11 protein-coding genes, 2 tRNA genes and 3 rRNA genes are annotated in these 21348 nt (G+C 36.3%); 7 read left to right on the top strand and 9 right to left on the bottom strand.

What is annotated here, in order from left to right:
- Positions 1-10: 10 nt before the first annotated feature.
- From LNP27_RS10945 to LNP27_RS10930, 4 genes are all read left to right on the top strand, one after another.
- Positions 11-922: a cupin-like domain-containing protein gene (locus LNP27_RS10945; protein ID WP_229941639.1), complete on the top strand. Its 912-nt coding sequence runs from the start codon at positions 11-13 to the stop codon at positions 920-922.
- Between the two features lie 217 nt (positions 923-1139).
- Complete coding sequence (locus LNP27_RS10940; RefSeq protein WP_229941638.1) at positions 1140-5150, top strand: non-ribosomal peptide synthetase; 4011 nt, start codon at positions 1140-1142, stop codon at positions 5148-5150.
- 36 nt (positions 5151-5186) lie between these two features.
- Positions 5187-6458: a thioesterase domain-containing protein gene (locus LNP27_RS10935; RefSeq protein WP_229941637.1), complete on the top strand. Its 1272-nt coding sequence runs from the start codon at positions 5187-5189 to the stop codon at positions 6456-6458.
- A gap of 128 nt (positions 6459-6586) precedes the next feature.
- Positions 6587-7381 carry a 4'-phosphopantetheinyl transferase family protein gene (locus tag LNP27_RS10930; protein WP_428979004.1) on the top strand — a complete coding sequence of 265 codons (795 nt, stop codon included), beginning with the start codon at positions 6587-6589 and terminating at the stop codon, positions 7379-7381.
- A gap of 223 nt (positions 7382-7604) precedes the next feature.
- Here LNP27_RS10930 and rrf read toward each other — a convergent pair.
- The 6 genes from rrf to LNP27_RS10900 form a co-directional block, all read right to left on the bottom strand.
- Positions 7605-7714: ribosomal RNA gene (gene rrf, locus LNP27_RS10925) — 5S ribosomal RNA — on the bottom strand.
- Positions 7715-7842: 128 nt separating this feature from the next.
- Positions 7843-10731 (bottom strand): 23S ribosomal RNA (locus LNP27_RS10920).
- Between the two features lie 138 nt (positions 10732-10869).
- Positions 10870-10943: transfer RNA gene (locus tag LNP27_RS10915), tRNA-Ala, on the bottom strand.
- A gap of 106 nt (positions 10944-11049) precedes the next feature.
- A tRNA-Ile gene (locus LNP27_RS10910) sits at positions 11050-11123 on the bottom strand.
- A gap of 211 nt (positions 11124-11334) precedes the next feature.
- A 16S ribosomal RNA gene (locus LNP27_RS10905) occupies positions 11335-12848 on the bottom strand.
- Together the 16S, 23S and 5S rRNA genes with 2 tRNA genes alongside form the textbook arrangement of a ribosomal RNA operon.
- 1062 nt (positions 12849-13910) lie before the next feature.
- Entirely contained in the window at positions 13911-14585 is a 675-nt protein-coding gene (locus LNP27_RS10900) for a DUF4294 domain-containing protein (protein WP_229941635.1), read from the bottom strand.
- A gap of 82 nt (positions 14586-14667) precedes the next feature.
- Between LNP27_RS10900 and LNP27_RS10895 the strand changes: the two genes are divergently transcribed.
- From LNP27_RS10895 to LNP27_RS10885, 3 genes are all read left to right on the top strand, one after another.
- Positions 14668-15756: a M42 family metallopeptidase gene (locus LNP27_RS10895; RefSeq protein WP_229941634.1), complete on the top strand. Its 1089-nt coding sequence runs from the start codon at positions 14668-14670 to the stop codon at positions 15754-15756.
- 155 nt (positions 15757-15911) lie between these two features.
- Positions 15912-16373 carry a DUF1801 domain-containing protein gene (locus LNP27_RS10890; RefSeq protein ID WP_229941633.1) on the top strand — a complete coding sequence of 154 codons (462 nt, stop codon included), beginning with the start codon at positions 15912-15914 and terminating at the stop codon, positions 16371-16373.
- A 23-nt stretch (positions 16374-16396) separates the two neighbouring features.
- On the top strand, positions 16397-16936 hold the full coding sequence (locus LNP27_RS10885) for an SRPBCC family protein (RefSeq protein WP_229941632.1): 540 nt from the start codon (positions 16397-16399) through the stop codon (positions 16934-16936).
- Positions 16937-17015: 79 nt separating this feature from the next.
- Here the strand turns inward: LNP27_RS10885 and LNP27_RS10880 are convergent, their stop codons facing one another.
- From LNP27_RS10880 to LNP27_RS10870, 3 genes are all read right to left on the bottom strand, one after another.
- Positions 17016-17969: a phosphoribosylaminoimidazolesuccinocarboxamide synthase gene (locus LNP27_RS10880; RefSeq protein WP_229941631.1), complete on the bottom strand. Its 954-nt coding sequence runs from the start codon at positions 17967-17969 to the stop codon at positions 17016-17018.
- Between the two features lie 109 nt (positions 17970-18078).
- Positions 18079-20427 carry a S9 family peptidase gene (locus LNP27_RS10875; RefSeq protein ID WP_229941630.1) on the bottom strand — a complete coding sequence of 783 codons (2349 nt, stop codon included), beginning with the start codon at positions 20425-20427 and terminating at the stop codon, positions 18079-18081.
- A gap of 33 nt (positions 20428-20460) precedes the next feature.
- Entirely contained in the window at positions 20461-21297 is an 837-nt protein-coding gene (locus LNP27_RS10870) for a Cof-type HAD-IIB family hydrolase (RefSeq protein ID WP_229941629.1), read from the bottom strand.
- Positions 21298-21348: the final 51 nt, after the last annotated feature.

Here is a 21348-nt window from a genome sequence, read left to right as displayed (position 1 = left end):
TATCTTAAATATGGCTACAAAAACAGTTGAACTAGTTCGTGATGGAGATCTTATCGTCGAAAAAAAATACGGTATGACATACGATGAATTTGCAAAAAAACATTTATTTGCAAATTATCCTGTAGTTATAGGGGATGCTTGTAAAGATTGGAAAGCTAAAGAAAAATTTTCTCTCGAGTTTTTCAAATCTTCGTATGGTGATAGGGAAGTTAATGTAGAAGGACAGAAATTTAAGCTTAAAGATTATATAGCTTTAATGGAAACGTCAACAGAAGAAAATCCTGCTCCTTATCCATGCAAACTTCAGATGGATTATGACTATCCAGAACTTATTCCTGATGTATCACCTCGTTTTAAATATTCGATGCCTGATTGGACTCATAGTAAATTAATACCTGAAAAATTTTTAGGTGGTGCTGATACTTTAGAAATATTCTTTGGGAGTCCAGGTGGACAATTTCCCTATGTTCATTATGATTATCTATGCTTGCATGCTTTTATAACGCAATTGCATGGAGTAAAAGAATTTACCGTTATTCCTCCTAATCAAACCCCTTATATTTATCAGAAAAAAGATAATCCTTGGGTTTCAGAAATACCGAATATAAAAAATATCGACATTACTAAATATCCTCTTTCTAAAAATTTGACGCCAATTACATTTACTATAGGTCCTGGAGAAACATTGTTTATACCATGTGGTTGGTGGCACACAGCACATTCTTTAACGTCAACTATTTCCATTGCACAAGATTGCTTAAACACTTCCAATTTATCGCAATTTAAAGAAGAAGTCTTTCGAAACTTATCAGAACGAAAAAGTACTAAAGCATATGTAGGAAAAATTTATCTTACTGGAATCGTATCCTTAATAAGAGTTCTAGATCGGCTTGGAATGAAGAGAAAGAATTTAAATAATTAATTACGAAAACATATTTAATTACTTCTTATAATTTAATGAATAAAAATTTTATTATAAATTATAGATTAAGGTACAAATAATAAAGAACATTTGAATATTTTACTCAACAATTTTAGACAAAATTAAAGTGTTAGTTTTTTACCACTATTAATAAGAAAAAAATATAATTTGAGTAAATGTAAATTATTTATAAACAAAGTTAAACATCCAAGAAAATATGTTAGATGTAACTTCCCAATTTGATCCTTTTGCAGGCCCTGAATTAGATTGTGTTGTTTATACAACAAAAGCGCAATCTGAAATTTGGACCGCATGCTATTTTGGTGGAAAAGATGCTACAAGAGCTTACAATGAGTCAATTTCATTAGATTTTACAGGTTCATTAGACGTGGATTCAATGGATCAAGCAATTCAAAAATTGCTTGAGCGACATGAATCGCTTCGGGCTACTTTTAGCACCGATGGTGTTTACATGTCGATTTTCAAAGAAATGATAATAGAAATTACCAAAGTAGATATTTCAAATTTAGAAGAAATTCACAAACAAGATACAATAGATCAATATATTAAGGAAGATATAAATTTCCTTTTTGATTTAGTTCAGGGTCCATTGATTAAAGTTGGTTTGCTAAAAATTTCCGATAAAGATCACAAGTTGGTAATTACTGTTCATCATATAATATGTGATGGTTGGTCTATCGGAATTATACTTCAAGATTTGGGTGCGATTTATTCTGCTCTTGTTTCACATGAATTACCTGACTTACCTATTCCTTTGCGATTTAGTGATTATGCAAATGAAGAACAATTGTTTTCAAAAAGCGACGAAAATAAAAAAAGCGAAAGGTTCTGGTATAAAATGTATGAAAACTCCATACCTGTTTTAAATGTTCCCACTGACTATCCTAGACCACTAATTAGAACTTATAAAAGTCAACGTTTAGATTTCGCTTTAGACGCAAACTTGTTATCCAATTTGAAGCAAACTGGATTGAGCTCAGGTGCTAGTTTAGTTTCTACATTGTTGACTAGTTTTGAGGTTTTTTTATGTCAATTAACTGGTCAGGATGATATTGTTATTGGATTGCCCTATGCGGGACAACCTGTCAACGGAATGAATCACCTAATTGGGCACTGTGTTAATTTACTTCCATTGAGAAGTAAACCACTTCCAGAAATGAGTTTTTCAGCCTATTTAAAACAACGTAAATCTGAACTTTTTGATGCATATGATCATTCAAAATTAACCTTTGGTCGTCTTTTGCAGACATTAAATATTTCTCGAGATGCTTCTCGAATTCCTCTTGTGCCAATTGCATTCAATATAGATTTGGGTATGATTGATGGTGTACATTTTTCTAATTTAACGTATAAATTAATAAGCAATCCGAGAGCTTATGAGGCTTTTGAAATTTTTGTAAATGCAAGTGGTGATGAAAAAAATCTTGTTTTTGAGTGGTCCTTTAACCAGGCTCTTTTTAAACCAGAAACCATCACTAAAATGATGAATTCTTTTGAAAATATAATTCGAAAAATTAGTGAAGATCCTTCAAAAACTTTGCAGGAAATTACATTTAAAAATTTCACAATTGAATACAGACAACTAAATGAGACAACAACAAGTTATCCCCATATTCCTCTTCATGATTTATTTGCCCAGCAGGCTAAGAAATCACCAAAAAATATAGCATTAGAATTTCTTGGCAATACTATTTCATATGAGAAACTGAACATTCAGACTAACCAAATGGCTCATTATTTGAAAGATCTTGGTTTTGGACGTGGTAATATTATTGCTGTATCAATGCCTCGTAGCCCAGAACTTGTAATTTCATTGTTAGCTATCATGCAATGTGGTTCGGCGTACCTTCCTTTAGACCCTGAATATCCCATTTCTAGGCTACAATTTATGTTGGAGGACTCTGACGCTAAATTTTTACTAACTACTAAAGATCTATCTGCTTCCTTACCCAAATTAGCTAATACAATTTTAATAGAAGATACTATCGCATCATTAAAAAAATATCCAGTCACAAAGTTAGAAACCCAAGTCAATCATGAAGAAGTGGTGTATTTACTTTACACATCTGGATCAACAGGAAATCCAAAAGGCGTTCCTATTACCCATAAAAATTTGGTTAACTTTCTTTGCAGTATGGCTTTGGAACCTGGTATTAATGAAAATGATAGATTACTTTCAATAACTACGATATCCTTTGATATTGCTGCTTTGGAATTATATTTGCCATTAATAAAAGGTGCAACATTAATACTCGCTGATCATGAAACAGCTAGAGATGGACGACTTTTATTAGAATTAATAAAAAATGAAAAAATCAATTTTTTACAAGCCACGCCTACAACTTGGTCAATGCTTTTAGATTCCGGCTGGTCTAAATCATTACCAATCAAGGCTCTATGTGGCGGTGAAGCAATGACTGCAGATCTTGCCAAAGAACTTATATTTAAATGTGATACCGTTTGGAATGTTTATGGACCAACAGAAACCACAATATGGTCATCTTTAAAGCAAGTAAAAGCTGATGATGCTCTGATAAGCATTGGTAAACCCATTGCTAACACACAATTCTATATCATTAATGACCAGGGTCAGCTTGTAGCACCAGGAAACATTGGTGAAATTGCGATAGGTGGAGACGGTGTGGCAAGCGGCTATTGGAAGAGCGCGGAACTAACAAACGAAAAATTCATTAGAACTTCCCTTTACACTACAAATAACAATATTCTTTATCGTACTGGTGATTTGGGAAAATTACTCCCTACAAATGAAATAGAATGTTTAGGGCGTATAGACCAGCAGGTTAAAATAAGAGGTCAACGAATTGAACCGGGAGAGGTAGAGGAAGCTCTACTACTTATCGATGGTATAAAGTTTGTTGTTGTATTAGCAAATGAAAACTTTCTGATTGCCCACATTGTCCCTAATGGTAGTATAGAAACTGCTGAAAATCAAATATCTTCATGGCGTGATACTTTAAATTCACAATTACCACCACACTTAGTCCCTCAAGACTTCAATATAATAGAAAAAATGCCAACGACACCTAATGGTAAGATAGACCGTAAAGCATTATCTCAATACAAAATAAATAAAAAAGGTAATTATACTTATCCTAAAACAGAAACTCAAAAGTTAGTCGCAGAAATATGGAAAAAGTGCTTGAACATAGAAAAGGTTGATATATATAGCAATTTTTTTGAAATTGGAGGCCATTCCATAGTTGCAGTAAAAGTAATGAATGAAATAGAGAAAGAGACAGGGAAAAGATTACCCTTATCATCACTCTTTCAATCTTCGACAATAGAAAAATTAGCTCAATTGTTAGAAGATAAAACAACAATTATAGGCTGGGATTCATTAGTTCCAATAAAACCTAATGGTACTAAAACGCCACTTTATATGGTTCACGGAGCAGGTCTCAACGTATTAACATTTAATGCACTCGCAAAAAACTTAGATGAAGATCAACCAGTATTTGGTTTACAAGCAAAGGGACTGAATGGAATTGACGAACCATTTGGTACAATTGAGGAAATCGCTTCATACTATATAGATTGCATAATGAAAGTAAATAGTCACGGACCATATGCACTTGCTGGATATTCTTTTGGAGGAGTTATTGCATACGAGATGGCACATCAATTTAAAATGAGAGGAAAAAAGGTAACAATGATTGGATTATTAGACACCGACGTTAACACTCACAGTTGTTATGCAAATCCTACTCGAAAAATGATTGAAAAAATAACAAGTAAATTTAAAAATGATGTATGGGTATTATCAAAAATGCTTACTGATCGAAATCAAGCAAAAGAAAGAATCAATACTCAAGTAAAAAAAATTAAAAATTTTTTATTAGAACTAAAACATGGAAAAGAAAAACAGTACCAGGTAAATCATCAAAATCAATACAAATTAGACAAGATGAATATTATTGCTGGTAATAAATACCTTCTAATTCCTCGAAAATGTACATTAGACTTATTCCGAGCTGAGAATAAAAATTATTACAGACAAGATAGAATTACTTTAGGTTGGGGTAAAATTGGTTTAAACGGTGTGCATGTACATGATATTCCAGGTAATCACTTTGAATTATTTTCACCTCCAAATGATAAGATTTTAGCAAGAATTTTACAGGATATTTTGGACAAAAGATATTTAAGTTTGATTTTATTGTTTTCAAAAATTTGTATGAATTTTTAAGAAGAAATAGATTTCAAACAAAAAAATCTAATTAAAATGATAGATAAAGATCACAATGAAATACAATTTGATGCTCTTTCTACAGAGATTGAATGTATTATCCATACCACAACTACACAGTTAGAGATTTGGACTGACTGTTTAATTGGAGGTAGTGGTGCAAATAATGCATACAATCTATCTTATTCGCTTAAATTTGAATGCGAATTTGTTTTAGAAGCATTTGAACAATCTTTACATATTTTAGTCTTACATCATGAAAGTTTGAGAGCATCATTTAGTTCTGACGGGAACTTTATGAATATATATAAATTACCAGCATTTATAGATCGGCAAAAGTTATTACAATACGAATCAAATACAAAAGCCACCAAAGAATGCAATCTTCCTAGGATAACTGAAGAAAAACTAGTAGCTGAAGTCTGGAAAGAAAGTTTAAAAAAAGAACAAATTGACTCCTTTAGCAACTTTTTTGAAATCGGCGGACATTCTATAATGGCCGTAAATGTTATGATCAAAATAGAGAAAATAACTGGAGTACGGATTCCATCATCTGCTCTATTTCAATATTCAACTATTCAGAAATGCGCCAAAATTTTCAACATAGAAGACAAAATGGTATCAGAGCACTTGGTTCCAATGAAACCAAATGAAAGCAAAACTCCTTTATTTAGTGTTCATGGCGAAGGCCTAAATATATTGAATTTTGCACATTTAATTAATCATTTCGATGAAGATCAACCAATTTATGATTTTCAAGGAGGGCCAAATAGTTACGAAAATTGGTTTGAATCTATTGAAGCAATGGCGTCTGAATATATTAAATCTATTATAAAAGTGGATCCAAACGATCCATATGCTTTGGCTGGCTTCTCTTTTGGAGGAATCGTTGCTTTTGAAATCGCTAAACAATTAAAAGAAAGTGGCAAGATAGTCAGTACTAATATATTACTAGACAAACATTTAGACTCATTGCACTACTATGCCTCCTATTCTCTAAAAAAAGCAATACAATATCTTGATCGAAGCTATAGACGATTAGATTATGTAAAAGAAATAGTAACTAACTGGAAATCAATTAAAATACGTTTGAATTCTAGAAAATTGTACCTGCAAAAAAAATATTTCAGTTCAAAGGATAGCTTGATTGAACAAGAAGTAATTCCACTCAAGAAATTTGAAGAAGCTAGTGCTATGATCAACAAAATCGTGGGTAGTTACCATTTAATTACTCAAGATTTTCAAGTAGAATTACTTCGAGCAAAAGATAATCAAAATTATAAATTTGACGCCGTTCACTTAGGATGAAAAAAAGCAGCTTTGAAAGGGGGCTATATCAATAACGTCACGTACAATCATGTTAATATTATAGCCCCACCCCCCACCAAATGATAAAGTTTTAGCAACAATGCTTCAGGATATTTTAAATAAAAAAGATGATAATGTCTAATCTCTCTATTTCTTCGTCATATCTAAACAGGGTAAAATTTATCTCCAGTAAAGACTATGCACTTAAAGCAAATGATTTATTAATTTTTAATATTTATTTGCCAAACTTTAACCATATTAAAGACGAGTTATCACTATTCCTAAGTTCCAAGGAAATTAAAAAATCGGAGCGCTTTTACAAAGACATAGATAGATCACGCTTTATTATATATAGATCAATTTTGAAATTTATACTAGCTGCCTACACAAAATTAGATGTTAAAAACATTAATCTCAGTCTAGATTTTAATAAAAAGCCTTATTTAGAGTCACACCCATATTTATTTTTTAATATCTCACACTCTGAAGATTATGCAGTCATAGCAATTTCGAATAAAAAAATTGGAATAGATATAGAATATATGAGCGAAGATTTTAAATATACAGATCTCCTCCCAGATACTTTTGATAATAGTGAAATATTATCAATTGAAAATGCTGCAAATACTAAGGAGACTTTTTACACTTTATGGACACGTAAAGAAGCGTTTGTAAAAGCTTTAGGAAAAGGAATTGATGAAGATTTTAAATATATTCCGTGTTTAGAAGGAAAGCACACTGTTGATTATGATTTACTTAAAAGCGATCAAGATTGGGAAGTTGTAAGTTTTGATCTTACGAACAAATATGTTGGTTCGATCGCTTTTGAAAGTAATTCCATCATTCCTAAAAACTTACTATTGCATGCTATACCAAATACAATGAAAGAGCTATATGAGATGGCTCAAAAAATAAACGGTTAGCTGCTAAAATCGTTTTAACAGTCAAAAATAGTTGGTGATGCTTTTAGAGCGTCATTATTTTGAGAATAAAAATTGACTGAAGAAATTATAAAAAAGAGACTAAAAATGCATTTATATATTTAAATGCAAAATTTATATTTTTTTAAATTATACGTATAGCTGCTAAAATCCGAACCTTTTATAAAACAAAAAACCCCTCATCTCTTGATGAAGGGTTTTTAAAGAAAGGCGACGACATACTCTCCCACATAACTGCAGTACCATCTGCGCAGGCGGGCTTAACTACTCTGTTCGGGATGGGAAGAGGTGAGCCCCGCCGCAATAACCACCTTAAGGTCGTTTTGCAATGGGTAACTAGCCTGGAGCTAATTAACATTACACAATATCTTAACATACTGAGATAAAGAAAAAGTAAATTATTAGAAAGTTTCTTCCTCCGGGCCGAAGCACGGAGGAAAAGCGTACATAAGCTTACGGGTTATTAGTACTACTCGACTATGACATTACTGCCTTTACATCTATAGCCTATCAACGTGGTCATCTCCCACGACCCTTAAAAGAAATCTCATCTTGTGGTGGGTTTCGCGCTTATATGCTTTCAGCGCTTATCCCTTCCAAACGTAGCTACTCTGCCATGCCACTGGCGTGACAACAGATACACTAGAGGTTTGTCCAATTCGGTCCTCTCGTACTAGAATCAGATCCACTCAAATTTCTTGCGCCCACAGTAGATAGAGACCGAACTGTCTCACGACGTTCTGAACCCAGCTCGCGTGCCACTTTAATGGGCGAACAGCCCAACCCTTGGGACCTTCTCCAGCCCCAGGATGTGACGAGCCGACATCGAGGTGCCAAACCCCCCCGTCGATATGAGCTCTTGGGGGAGATCAGCCTGTTATCCCCGGCGTACCTTTTATCCTTTGAGCGATGGCCCTTCCATGCGGAACCACCGGATCACTATGCTCTACTTTCGTACCTGATCGACCTGTATGTCTCTCAGTCAAGCTCCCTTATGCCATTGCACTCTACGCACGGTTACCAAGCGTACTGAGGGAACCTTTAGAAGCCTCCGTTACTCTTTTGGAGGCGACCACCCCAGTCAAACTACCCACCAAGCAATGTCCCCCGCAATCACGGGGTTAGGCCTCAGATAAACAAAGGGTTGTATTTCAACAATGACTCCACAACGCCTAGCGACGCCACTTCACAGTCTCCAACCTATCCTACACATCATTTATCCAAGGTCAATACTAAGCTATAGTAAAGGTGCACAGGGTCTTTTCGTCCCACTGCGGGTAAACGGCATCTTCACCGTTACTACAATTTCACCGAGCTCATGGCTGAGACAGTGTCCAGATCGTTACACCATTCGTGCAGGTCGGAACTTACCCGACAAGGAATTTCGCTACCTTAGGACCGTTATAGTTACGGCCGCCGTTTACTGGGGCTTCATTTCAATGCTTCTGATTGCTCATAACATCTCCACTTAACCTTCCAGCACCGGGCAGGTGTCAGGCCCTATACTTCATCTTACGATTTTGCAGAGCCCTGTGTTTTTGATAAACAGTCGCCTGGACCTCTTCACTGCGGCCAGCATTACTGCTGGCGACCCTTCTCCCGAAGTTACGGGTCTATTTTGCCTAATTCCTTAGCCATGAATCTCTCGAGCACCTTAGGATTCTCTCCTCGACTACCTGTGTCGGTTTGCGGTACGGGTACTTATTACCTGAAGTTTAGAGGTTTTTCTTGGAAGCCCTTAGGCGCACTATCTCTTCTACCGAAGTATCCGAGTACTATCGTATTTCCCCAAAGCCCGTGGATTTGCCTGCGGGCCTTATAGGTAGGTACTTCAACGAACTATTCCGTCAGTTCGCGGCGCTTTCATCACTCCGTCACCCCATCACAGTAATAACTAGTACGGGAATATTAACCCGTTGTCCATCGACTGTCCCTTTCGGGTTCGCCTTAGGTCCCGACTAACCCACAGCTGATTAGCATAGCTGTGGAAACCTTAGTCTTTCGGTGTGCGGGTTTCTCGCCCGCATTATCGTTACTTATGCCTACATTTTCTTTTCTAACCAGTCCAGCATGCTTTACAACACACCTTCAACCCTGTTAGAATGCTCCCCTACCACTTACGAAATAAATCGTAAATCCATAGCTTCGGTAATATACTTATGCCCGATTATTATCCATGCTCGTCCGCTCGACTAGTGAGCTGTTACGCACTCTTTAAATGAATGGCTGCTTCCAAGCCAACATCCTAGCTGTCTGGGCAGACAAACCTCGTTCTTTCAACTTAGTATATATTTGGGGACCTTAGCTGATGGTCTGGGTTCTTTCCCTCTCGGACTTGGACCTTAGCACCCAAGCCCTCACTGTTAGTGAACATTATATAGCATTCGGAGTTTGTCAGGAATTGGTAGGCGGTGAAGCCCCCGCATCCAATCAGTAGCTCTACCTCTATATAACTTTATAACTAACGCTGCACCTAAATGCATTTCGGGGAGTACGAGCTATTTCCGAGTTTGATTGGCCTTTCACCCCTACCCACAGATCATCCCAAGACTTTTCAACGTCAACGGGTTCGGTCCTCCACTGTGTGTTACCACAGCTTCAACCTGTCCATGGGTAGATCACACGGTTTCGCGTCTAACACTACTGACTAAAGCGCCCTATTCAGACTCGCTTTCGCTACGGATCCGTGGCTTAACCACTTATCCTTGCCAGCAACGTTAACTCGTAGGCTCATTATGCAAAAGGCACGCCGTCACCCCACAAAAGGGCTCCGACCGCTTGTAAGCGTATGGTTTCAGGATCTATTTCACTCCGTTATTCACGGTTCTTTTCACCTTTCCCTCACGGTACTGGTTCACTATCGGTCTCTCAGGAGTATTTAGCCTTAGCGGATGGTCCCGCCAAATTCAGACAGGGTTTCACGTGCCCCGCCCTACTCAGGATACCACTATCGTTATCTTCTATTACTTATACAGGGCTATCACCTTCTATGGCTCTACTTTCCAGTAGATTCTAATTCTATCCGCAACAAATGTCGTGGTCCTACAACCCCAAATATGCCGTAACATCTTTGGTTTGGGCTAATCCGCGTTCGCTCGCCACTACTTACGGAATCACTTTTGTTTTCTTCTCCTCCGCCTACTTAGATGTTTCAGTTCAGCGGGTTTGCCCACCTATCGGTGTACTATGTCTTCAACATAGTGGGTTGCCCCATTCAGGTATCTACGGATCAATCGATGTGTGCTCGTCCCCGTAGCTTTTCGCAGCTTATCACGCCTTTCATCGCCTCTGAGAGCCAAGGCATCCCCCATACGCCCTTATTTTGCTTATTGTACCAACACATTAATTAAAATGTGCCGTTTCTTTTACTTGCCTAATGATAAACAAGTAAAAAATGCTTTCTACTTTTTATTATTTTCTTATCTCAATATGTCAATGAACTTTTATGCTGAATCTACTTCAGCATCTTGTGGAGAATAACGGAGTCGAACCGTTGACCTCCTGCGTGCAAGGCAGGCGCTCTAGCCAGCTGAGCTAATCCCCCAATACAGTTGGCAATGTTTCAGTGTTCAGTTTTCTGTAACTTTACCGTACATCCAAATGAGTTGTGAATTGCTAACTCTAGATTCTTCTTTTTTTTTAAGTAATTGTTGTCTCGGACAGACTCGAACTGTCGACCCCTACATTATCAGTGTAGTACTCTAACCAGCTGAGCTACGAGACAAGGTGATTTCTGATTTATGATTAACGACTTTTGATCTCAGATTTAAAATCTGCAATCAACAATCAGCATTCAACAATCCTAAATCATTTATCTTTTACTTAATTGTATTATTTGAACTAACAGCAAGAGTAATAAAATATCCACATTCTATACCTATAAAATCTTTGTCTTCTTTCCCTAGCGTGTATTGCTACTAACACTAAGGCTCTAGAAAGGAGGTGTTCCAGCCGCACCTTCCGGTACGGCTACCTTGTTACGACTTAGCCCTAGTTACCAGTTTTACCCTAGGCAGCTCCTTGCGGTCACCGACTTCAGGCACCCCCAGCTTCCATGGCTTGACGGGCGGTGTGTACAAGGCCCGGGAACGTATTCACCGGATCATGGCTGATATCCGATTACTAGCGATTCCAGCTTCACGGAGTCGAGTTGCAGACTCCGATCCGAACTGTGACCGGTTTTGTAGATTCGCTCCTGGTCGCCCAGTGGCTGCTCTCTGTACCGGCCATTGTAGCACGTGTGTAGCCCAAGGCGTAAGGGCCGTGATGATTTGACGTCATCCCCACCTTCCTCACAGTTTGCACTGGCAGTCTTGTTAGAGTTCCCGACATGACTCGCTGGCAACTAACAACAGGGGTTGCGCTCGTTATAGGACTTAACCTGACACCTCACGGCACGAGCTGACGACAACCATGCAGCACCTTGTAAATTGTCTTGCGAAAAGTCTGTTTCCAAACCGGTCAATCTACATTTAAGCCTTGGTAAGGTTCCTCGCGTATCATCGAATTAAACCACATGCTCCACCGCTTGTGCGGGCCCCCGTCAATTCCTTTGAGTTTCATTCTTGCGAACGTACTCCCCAGGTGGGATACTTATCACTTTCGCTTAGCCACTGAACTTGCGCCCAACAGCTAGTATCCATCGTTTACGGCGTGGACTACCAGGGTATCTAATCCTGTTCGCTACCCACGCTTTCGTCCATCAGCGTCAATCCATTAGTAGTAACCTGCCTTCGCAATTGGTATTCCATGTAATCTCTAAGCATTTCACCGCTACACTACATATTCTAGTTACTTCCTAATAATTCAAGTCTAGCAGTATCAATGGCCGTTCCACCGTTGAGCGATGGGCTTTCACCACTGACTTACTAAACCGCCTACGGACCCTTTAAACCCAATGATTCCGGATAACGCTTGGATCCTCCGTATTACCGCGGCTGCTGGCACGGAGTTAGCCGATCCTTATTCTTACGATACCGTCAAGCTACTTCACGAAGTAGTGTTTCTTCTCGTATAAAAGCAGTTTACAATCCATAGGACCGTCATCCTGCACGCGGCATGGCTGGATCAGGCTTGCGCCCATTGTCCAATATTCCTCACTGCTGCCTCCCGTAGGAGTCTGGTCCGTGTCTCAGTACCAGTGTGGGGGATCTCCCTCTCAGGACCCCTACCCATCGTAGTCTTGGTAAGCCGTTACCTTACCAACTAACTAATGGGACGCATGCTCATCTTTTACCGTTGTGACTTTAATAGTGGTTTCATGCGAAACTGCTATACTATGCGGTATTAATCCAAATTTCTCTGGGCTATCCCGCTGTAAAAGGTAGATTGCATACGCGTTACGCACCCGTGCGCCGGTCTCTAGGTCCGAAAACCTATACCCCTCGACTTGCATGTGTTAAGCCTGCCGCTAGCGTTCATCCTGAGCCAGGATCAAACTCTTCATCGTATATTGTGCGTCAAGCTAAGCTTGACTATTATTATGCGACTCCAATTCTATCGGTGTTATTCAAATCTTTCGATTCTATTACTCTTATTCTTGTGTCACGCTTGTTAGCGTGACGGCTGTCAATTCAATATGTCTAGGAACGTGTTCTTCTTGTTTTTTTTTCGCCTCGTTCAACTCACATGGTGTGTCTCTGGAAGCGGCTGCAAAAGTAAAACTTGTTTTCTTAACTGGCAAGAAAAATTTGAAGTTTTTTTTGAGAAATTTTATCCCTCTTTTCTTCTGGTTTTCTTATCAATCTGTCAAGGAACTTTGCTTGTTTTGCGGGGTGCAAATGTAGTAAGGACTTTCGAATCTCACAAGCTTTTTTAAATCTTTTTTAGAAAATAATTTCTAATCTTAATTTGATGTGCTTGTCAGTATTTTAAAGAACGCCTGCGTTGTTGCGGGTGCAAAAGTAGGGAGTTTAAAACACTATTCAATACTTTTTAAGCGCTTTTTTAAAAAATTTTAAAACATTTTTTTTAACCCGCTCTAAACCTGAAGCTTGAAGTGAAAAGTTTTTTTCTTAATCATTGCTACCCTTTAAATAGAGTAACTCAAATAACGCAAGAACTAGTCCCGTAGGGTCTTTTGATTGATTTGATTGTTCTTGTTTTAGGCACGCTCCTGTTCTTCTTCTTATACCTACTATATCTAGGTAGTCCTATGTATCGCTTATTATAGCAAGTAGCGGAGTGCTTATTACTACGAAATCCAACCGTAGATCAGCCCAAGGCTGAAACCACCAGCGATGATTAAGCATATTTAATTTAAGTTTTATCTCTATACCTTATATATAGGAGTGATCCTGATTTTAAAATAACACACATATACAGTAGTAAGCCTGATTTTAAATCCAGGATCGCATTAGGGATAGTAGTGGAAAGCACACAGGCAGGTGAAGTGCAACGCAACTTGACAAGGACTTGCAGCCAAATAGCCCGACACTTTATAAAAGAGCCCCTATTACTAAAAAAAGTAATAAAGGCTCTTTTATAAAGGGAAATGCTAAAAAGGAAAATTTCAATTAGCTTTAGCTGCTCTCGATATCCAAAACTCATTTAGGTTTCCGTAATCTATAGGTGTTGCCGTTTTTTGATTTTGTAATCGTCCTGATTCAAATCCACGGACTAATATGGATTCTATTAAATAATCTTCGTTAACCTCATAAGGTGCATATTTAGTTTTGAGATTAATATCGAACATACTTGCAGCCGTGTTAGACCAAAATGCTTTCCAGCCACTTTTAAGATCTTTAACTAGTTCGAAAGTCGTGCTACCTGTTTGGCGATGGATTAACTTTACTAAAATCCTTCCCTGGCTTCGGGAAAGTTTTTTGAGTTTAGCTTCAAATTCATTATTGAGATAATTTTCAACTATATTAAAGTATCTTTTTTTCTCTCTGCTGGTTTTAAGGTTCGCCATACCTTTATTTAAATTAGTCAAGCGCTCTGACGCAAGTTTTGCATATGGGTAGGTAACATACACCCGGTTTTGAAGAATTAAGAATTGTTTCCTCGCTTCAGGAGTCATTTTATCCTTAAATATTAGCACTTCAGGTAGTTGAATGGTGTCATTTAGTATAGAGTCGTCCTCCTGTAATTCATACCCCATTTTTGTAGTATCCTGAGGTGTTACCTGAGCGTTTACTGACATAATGCTAAAAAGAGAAAACATCAATAATTTAAATAGCTTCATATAGGAAATTTTAATTGCCAAAATTATACATTATATACGCAACTGTAATGCCAAATTTATAATTTAGCAAAAAAATATTTTTATGAGCACAAAATCGATATTAAAGGAATCCTCTATCACATTTTTAGAGCAATATTTAAATAATGCTTCTCCAACTGGTTTTGAAGCTGAAGGTCAAAAAATATGGATGGACTATTTGAAACCTTATGTAGATACATTTATAACCGATACATATGGAACTGCGGTAGGAGTTATTAATCCAAATGCTCCTTATAAGGTAGTGATTGAAGGGCATGCAGATGAAATTTCATGGTATGTAAACTACATTACTGATGATGGATTGATCTACGTGATACGCAATGGTGGTTCAGATCACCAAATTGCACCATCAAAACGCGTGAACATTCACACTAAAAATGGAATTGTAAAAGGTGTTTTTGGTTGGCCAGCAATCCATACACGTAATAGAGCAAAGGAAGAAGTAGCCAAAGTTGACAATCTGTTTATTGACATTGGTTGTGAAACTAAGGAACAAGTTGATAAAATGGGCGTGCATGTGGGCTGTGTTATCACTTACCCTGACGAATTTATGATTTTGAACGAAAATAAATTTGTTTGCCGTGCTATTGACAACCGTATGGGTGGATTTATGATTGCTGAAGTGGCGCGTTTGCTTCATGAAAACAAGATAAAATTACCTTTTGGATTGTATATTACTAATTCTGTCCAGGAAGAAGTTGGTCTTCGCGGTGCCGAAATGATTACCAAGACTATCAAACCAAATGTGGCCATTGTTACTGATGTTTGTCACGACTCCACTACTCCAATGATAGATAAGAAAATTGAAGGCGATACAAAAATAGGAAAAGGTCCAGTAGTAACTTACGCACCTGCAGTTCAAAATAATTTGAGAGAATTAATTTTGGAAACTGCTATGGCCAAAGAAATTCCTTTCCAGCGTTTGGCTTCCTCACGTGTTACAGGAACAGATACTGATGCTTTTGCATACAGTAATGGCGGCGTTGCATCAGCATTAATCTCCTTACCTTTACGCTATATGCACACTACTGTCGAAATGGTACACCGTGATGACGTAGAAAATGTGATCAAATTAATCTATGAAACGCTATTAAAATTAGAAAACGAAGACACTTTTTCTTATTTTAAATAATATTTAAGGAGCTAATCCCGCTATCCGCTTTATCTTTTGTCTCGTGAAAATCGAGACAAAAGGATATCGCTCCTATCAGGGCTATAATAAAAAGCCGTAATTCTATCGTAGAATTACGGCTTTTATGTTAAATTTACTTACTAAAAATTCTATAGATGCAGTCAAAATCTAATAATGTAACCGATTATTTAAAGGAACTTCCCGAAGATCGAAAAATACCAATGAATAAACTTCGAGAAATCATTATTGGAAATCTTCCAAATGGTTTTGTTGAACAAATGAGCTATGGCATGATCGGTTATGTCGTGCCACATTCTACATATCCAAAAGGCTATCATTGTGACCCAAAATTGCCTTTACCATTCATAAACCTCGCTTCCCAGAAAAATTTCATAGCTCTTTACCACATGGGAATTTACGCTAATCCTGATTTATTAGAATGGTTTGTTGATGAATTTCCCAAATACAGCAATCAGAAATTAGATATGGGAAAAAGTTGCATTCGCTTTAAAAAAATAGAACAAATTCCGTTTAATTTGATTGCAGAACTAATGCGAAAAATATCAGTAGATGAATGGATCAAGTGTTATGAATCAAATTTTATTAAACAAAAATAACTTTTAACCTTAATTTAGATATTATGAACATGATAAAAAAAATCTTTTTTGGACTTTTAGGAATTATAGCCTTGCTGCTTATCGCTGCACTTTTCATGCCTAAAGAATATGCCGTTGAAAGAGAAGTCACAATCAACAAGCCAGTTGATTCCGTATTTAAATATGTAAAATACTTAAAAAACCAAAATGAATTTAGTGTTTGGGCGAATATTGACCCAAATATGAAATCTACTTTTACAGGTACCGATGGAGCAGTTGGCGCAATCTCAGCTTGGGAAAGCAAAGTAAAAGAAGTGGGAATTGGTGAACAAGAAATCACCAAAATCAACGAAGGAAAGCGCCTAGATTTTGAAATTCGCTTCAAAGAACCTATGAATGATACTGCAATGGGATTTATGTCAACTGAAATGGTTTCGGAGAATCAAACTAAAGTAAAATGGGGAATTAATGGCATAATTCCATATCCAATAAATCTAATGCTTCCTTTTATGAAAATGGACCAGATGATCGGAAATGATTTACAAAAAGGACTGGAAAATCTTAAGGCAAAAATGGAAAACTAAACTAGAAGTTAAACTAAAAATAAAAAACCGCAATTCTCAAATTTGAAAATTGCGGTTTTTCTATATTATATGCACTTGATTATTTATTTGCCAAATACGCTACAACATTTTTTTCAATTCTTTCGTTGATATTTGAAATATCAGCTTTTACAAATTTCTCTCCAAGGATATTCTCATAAAGTTCGATATATCTTTCAGAAACTGTTTCTATGTACTCGTCAGTCATATTTGGGATTTGTTGTCCTTCTAAACCTTGAAAACCATTTTCAATTAACCAACGACGAACAAACTCTTTTGACAATTGTTTTTGTTCCTCCCCTTTATCTTGTCTTTCTTGATATCCTTCAGCATAGAAATAACGTGAAGAATCAGGTGTATGAATTTCGTCAATCAAAACAATAACTCCATCTTTAGTTTTTCCAAATTCGTATTTGGTATCAACCAAAATCAATCCACGACTGGCTGCAATTTCAGTTCCTCTTTGAAACAAAGTTCTAGTGTATTTTTCTAAAACTAAATAATCTTCTTCGGTAACAATTCCTTTTGATAAAATAGCTTCTCTAGAAATGTCTGCATCGTGCTCGCCATTATCTGCTTTTGTAGTTGGGGTGATGATTGGCTCGGGAAATTTATCATTTTCTTTCAACCCTTCTACCATTTTTACTCCACAAATTTCTCTTTTACCAAGAGCATATTCGCGTGAAGCATGTCCTGATAAATAACCACGAATTACCATTTCTACTTTAAAAGGTGTACATAAATGACCTACAGCAACACTAGGGTCTGGAGTAGCAATCAACCAGTTTGGTACAATATCCTGAGTCAGTTCCATAAATTTAGTGGCAATTTGATTCAAAATTTGCCCTTTATATGGAATTCCTTTTGGCAAAACAACATCAAAAGCCGAAAGCCTATCCGTAGCCACCATTACTAAAAGGTCATCATTTATATTATAAACTTCTCTTACTTTACCTCGGTAAACCGATTTTTGATCGGGAAAATTAAAGTCGGTTGTCGTAATTGTATTACTCATCTTTGTTAAGTGTTGTGTTGTTGTTTTTGTTGCTGCAAATTTAAAACTATTTCATAGAGTTACGCAAAGAAAAGAACGGAACTCTTACATTTTATTTTTATACTAAAATCTATTTTTCTAGCAACGTACTATTAAATAAATCTAGAATTCGGCTGTATTCATCCACCCAAGAATAGGTTTCTTTGAAACCATGTGCTTCAACAGGAAATGATGAAAGACTCCAGTTTTTCTTACCTAACTCTATAAAACGTTGCGACAAACGAACAATATCTTTGTATTCAACATTATCATCTACCATTCCGTGAAGCATCAACAACTTTCCTTGCAGATTATCTGCAAAATAAATAGGAGAACTTTTTTTGTAAGCCTCTGGGTCAGTTTCGGGAAAATTTAGAATATTTCCAGTATACCCGTGATTGTAATGTGCCCAATCTGTTACAGAGCGCAATGCTGCCCCCGAAGCAAATTCGTTAGGCGTGGTCAACATTCCCATCAAGGTAATAAAACCGCCATAAGAACCACCATAAATCCCTATTCTACTCGCATCAATCCCTAAGTTTTTAACTAAATAATTCTTGCCATCTATTTGATCTGTTAAATCTTTTCCGCCCATAAAGCGGTAGATTCCAGTTCTAAAATCACGACCATAACCATCACTAGCTCTGTAATCAATATCAAGAACGGTGTAACCTAAATCAGTCAGTAAGTTATGAAACATATATTCTCTATGGTAACTACTCCAGTAATTATGAGCATTTTGCAAATATCCTGCTCCATGCACAAAAATAATTGCCGCTTTATTAACATTATTCGTTTCTGGCTTGTACAAACGAGCATAAACATCAATGCCGTCTTGCGCTTCAAAAGTGATTACTTCTGGTTCACGCCATTTATAAGACTTAAAACTTTCAGTTGTAGAAGCCGTTATTGGGTTAAGAGATGCATTCTTTTTGTTAGGTGCTACATACAATTCCCAAGGTTTATTTTTGTACGAATAGCGAACTAATAGCGTATTTTCATCTGGAGACAAACTCACTTCGTGTGCACCATCTTTCGTCAAAACAGGTTGTAAAATAGCATTTGAAACTTCCATTTTGTAGAAATTTCTATTTCCTGGATGCGTAGTATTGGTCGTTAAATAAAAAGATTTTTTGTCTTTCGCCAAAGTAACATCGCGAACTTCCCAATTCCCTTTTGTCAATTGAACTTTCTTTTTTGACTTTAAATTATAAGTATATAAATGAGAATAACCGGTTGCTTCTGACTGAAAATAAAACGTTTCATTATCACCAAGAAATCCAAGCGTTCCTCTTCCGTATGAATTAGAAGGAATTCCAGGTCCGCCAATCCAAGCTTCATCATGTTGATGATCTAGTTCTTGAAAAGTTCCATTCTCTAAATTTAAACTTACAATCCAACGGTCTTTATTATCTTGGCTTCTGATTTCAGAAATAGCATAAGATCCATTTTCACTATAAACGGGTTCTTGAACGACAATTAATTTATCTTTTTTCTCAATAGTTTTTAATTTTTCATAGGATTCTAAATATTTAGGAACATCCTGAATATGACTTAACGATGAAAAATCAACAAAATAAACCGAATCTTTAGCCACACTGTAAATTCCAAATTTAGTTGACAATAAATTATCTACCGAAACTTTTTCTTTAGTATCTACAATCTGGTTGTAACCATCTGCAGTGATAAAGAGTTCCATTTTTTCATTTCTGCGTTCTGAATCTTGAATCAATCTAAAAGTAGCAAAATTTCCTTTTGGATCTGCTTTTAAGCTTCCAAAATTATATTTCCCATAATAATACGGTTTTGGAAAATCAGATTTAGTAGTTTTTGATTTCGATAAATTCCAATTTTTTAAGGCTTCCTGATCTCTGACAAACTGAAACAATTCCTGTTGTTGGCTTTTCAAAAACGATTCTTTTTCTGTTGTTTTATCTTCTCCTTTTCCTCGTTTGAAATTAGTCAGTTGAATGATTGAACCTTGATTGGTATTGAATTGGAACAGGTTTTCATTTTGTCTGAAGTATAATACTCCAGCTTCAGAACCCATTTGCAAACCAGAAATTGGACTACTTTGTTGGTATAATTTTTTAGCCGTTTTAGTTTTTAATGAATAAGAAAATAATCTTCCTTTATCTACGTAATAATACAAATCTGGATTGGATGACTTTTTAATATCAATTTTTGAAAAAGCGGCATCACTTGCAGTTGCTAATTCTGGTTTTGACAACCCATTTTTCCAGAAATAAGTACTGTTGCCCAATTCATTAGTTGGATTCCAATCAAAATATACTTTTTGACCATCTAAAGACCATCTTTCATTTTCTGGCTGAACACCAATGAAACTGTTGCCTTTCATGATTTCCTCCATTTTTAAAGTTTGACTTTGAGCTGCAACAGAGAACAAAACGAAAAAGGATAGGATAATTTTTTTATTCATACTAGGGTTTTAAATTGTGCTTTTTGGAGATAATTATAGACTGTTTAAAAATTGTTCTGACAAATATTTAGCGACACCATCGTTGTCATTTGACAATATTGTTTCTAAATGCGGAAGTGTATCCATCAAACTTTGTGGTGCATTCCCCATTATTAAAGCTTTTCCTGTTGATTTTAGCATTTTTTCATCATTAAAACCATCTCCAAAAGAAATAGATTCTTCAAAAATAAAGTTCTCCATTTCTAATATTTTAGCAATCGCGACACTTTTATCGACTGATTTGTCCATGAATTCTAAACAAAAGGGAAGACTAAATGCAAAGCTAAACATATCAGAATAGTTTTCTAAAATTTGATCCTTAAGATCAACTAACTTTTGGTGATTATGGTGGGTAAAAAATAACTTTATTGATTTAAAATCTTGCAAAGTATTAAAATCAACTATTTCAGGTAAATATTTTGACTCTTCAGAAAAGCTATTCAGTTTATCATTGTTATGATTAGTTTGCCATTTATTTTCCTTGAAAAGTACTGAAGTAATCTCCGAATCAATATCAAGGTCAAAAATACCTTTTACAAGATCACTTTCCATATCTATCGAATAAAGAAGCTCATGATTTGGCGAGTGAATTCGGGCGCCATTGGAAGTTACAAGATAAACGGGGCAATTTAGACCAGCCACAATACTGTGCGCATCCAGATGATGCCGCCCTGTAGCCACAATTAGTAAATAATTTTGCTGGTGTAATTCTTGAAAAATTGCTTTCGTATAAGCAGAAATTTTATGGTCTGAATTGAGTAAAGTTCCATCTAAATCAGTAATAACTACTTTAATTTTTTCTTTTAACATCATTTGTTTTTTGACTCTCATTTTTATTATTTCCAAATTTATTCAATTTAAAAGAGAATCACAACGTTTCCT

The sequence above is a fragment of the Flavobacterium galactosidilyticum genome (genome assembly GCF_020911945.1).
Classification (GTDB): domain Bacteria; phylum Bacteroidota; class Bacteroidia; order Flavobacteriales; family Flavobacteriaceae; genus Flavobacterium; species Flavobacterium galactosidilyticum.
This window is presented reverse-complemented; position numbering and strand designations above follow the sequence as displayed.

Coding starts and splice junctions, on each gene's coding strand:
- LNP27_RS10945 (WP_229941639.1), top strand. CDS start 11: ATGGCTACAAAAACAGTTGAACTAGTTCGTGATGGAGATCTTATCGTC.
- LNP27_RS10940 (WP_229941638.1), top strand. CDS start 1,140: ATGTTAGATGTAACTTCCCAATTTGATCCTTTTGCAGGCCCTGAATTA.
- LNP27_RS10935 (WP_229941637.1), top strand. CDS start 5,187: ATGATAGATAAAGATCACAATGAAATACAATTTGATGCTCTTTCTACA.
- LNP27_RS10930 (WP_428979004.1), top strand. CDS start 6,587: ATGATAATGTCTAATCTCTCTATTTCTTCGTCATATCTAAACAGGGTA.
- LNP27_RS10900 (WP_229941635.1), bottom strand. CDS start 14,585: ATGAAGCTATTTAAATTATTGATGTTTTCTCTTTTTAGCATTATGTCA.
- LNP27_RS10895 (WP_229941634.1), top strand. CDS start 14,668: ATGAGCACAAAATCGATATTAAAGGAATCCTCTATCACATTTTTAGAG.
- LNP27_RS10890 (WP_229941633.1), top strand. CDS start 15,912: ATGCAGTCAAAATCTAATAATGTAACCGATTATTTAAAGGAACTTCCC.
- LNP27_RS10885 (WP_229941632.1), top strand. CDS start 16,397: ATGAACATGATAAAAAAAATCTTTTTTGGACTTTTAGGAATTATAGCC.
- LNP27_RS10880 (WP_229941631.1), bottom strand. CDS start 17,969: ATGAGTAATACAATTACGACAACCGACTTTAATTTTCCCGATCAAAAA.
- LNP27_RS10875 (WP_229941630.1), bottom strand. CDS start 20,427: ATGAATAAAAAAATTATCCTATCCTTTTTCGTTTTGTTCTCTGTTGCA.
- LNP27_RS10870 (WP_229941629.1), bottom strand. CDS start 21,297: ATGAGAGTCAAAAAACAAATGATGTTAAAAGAAAAAATTAAAGTAGTT.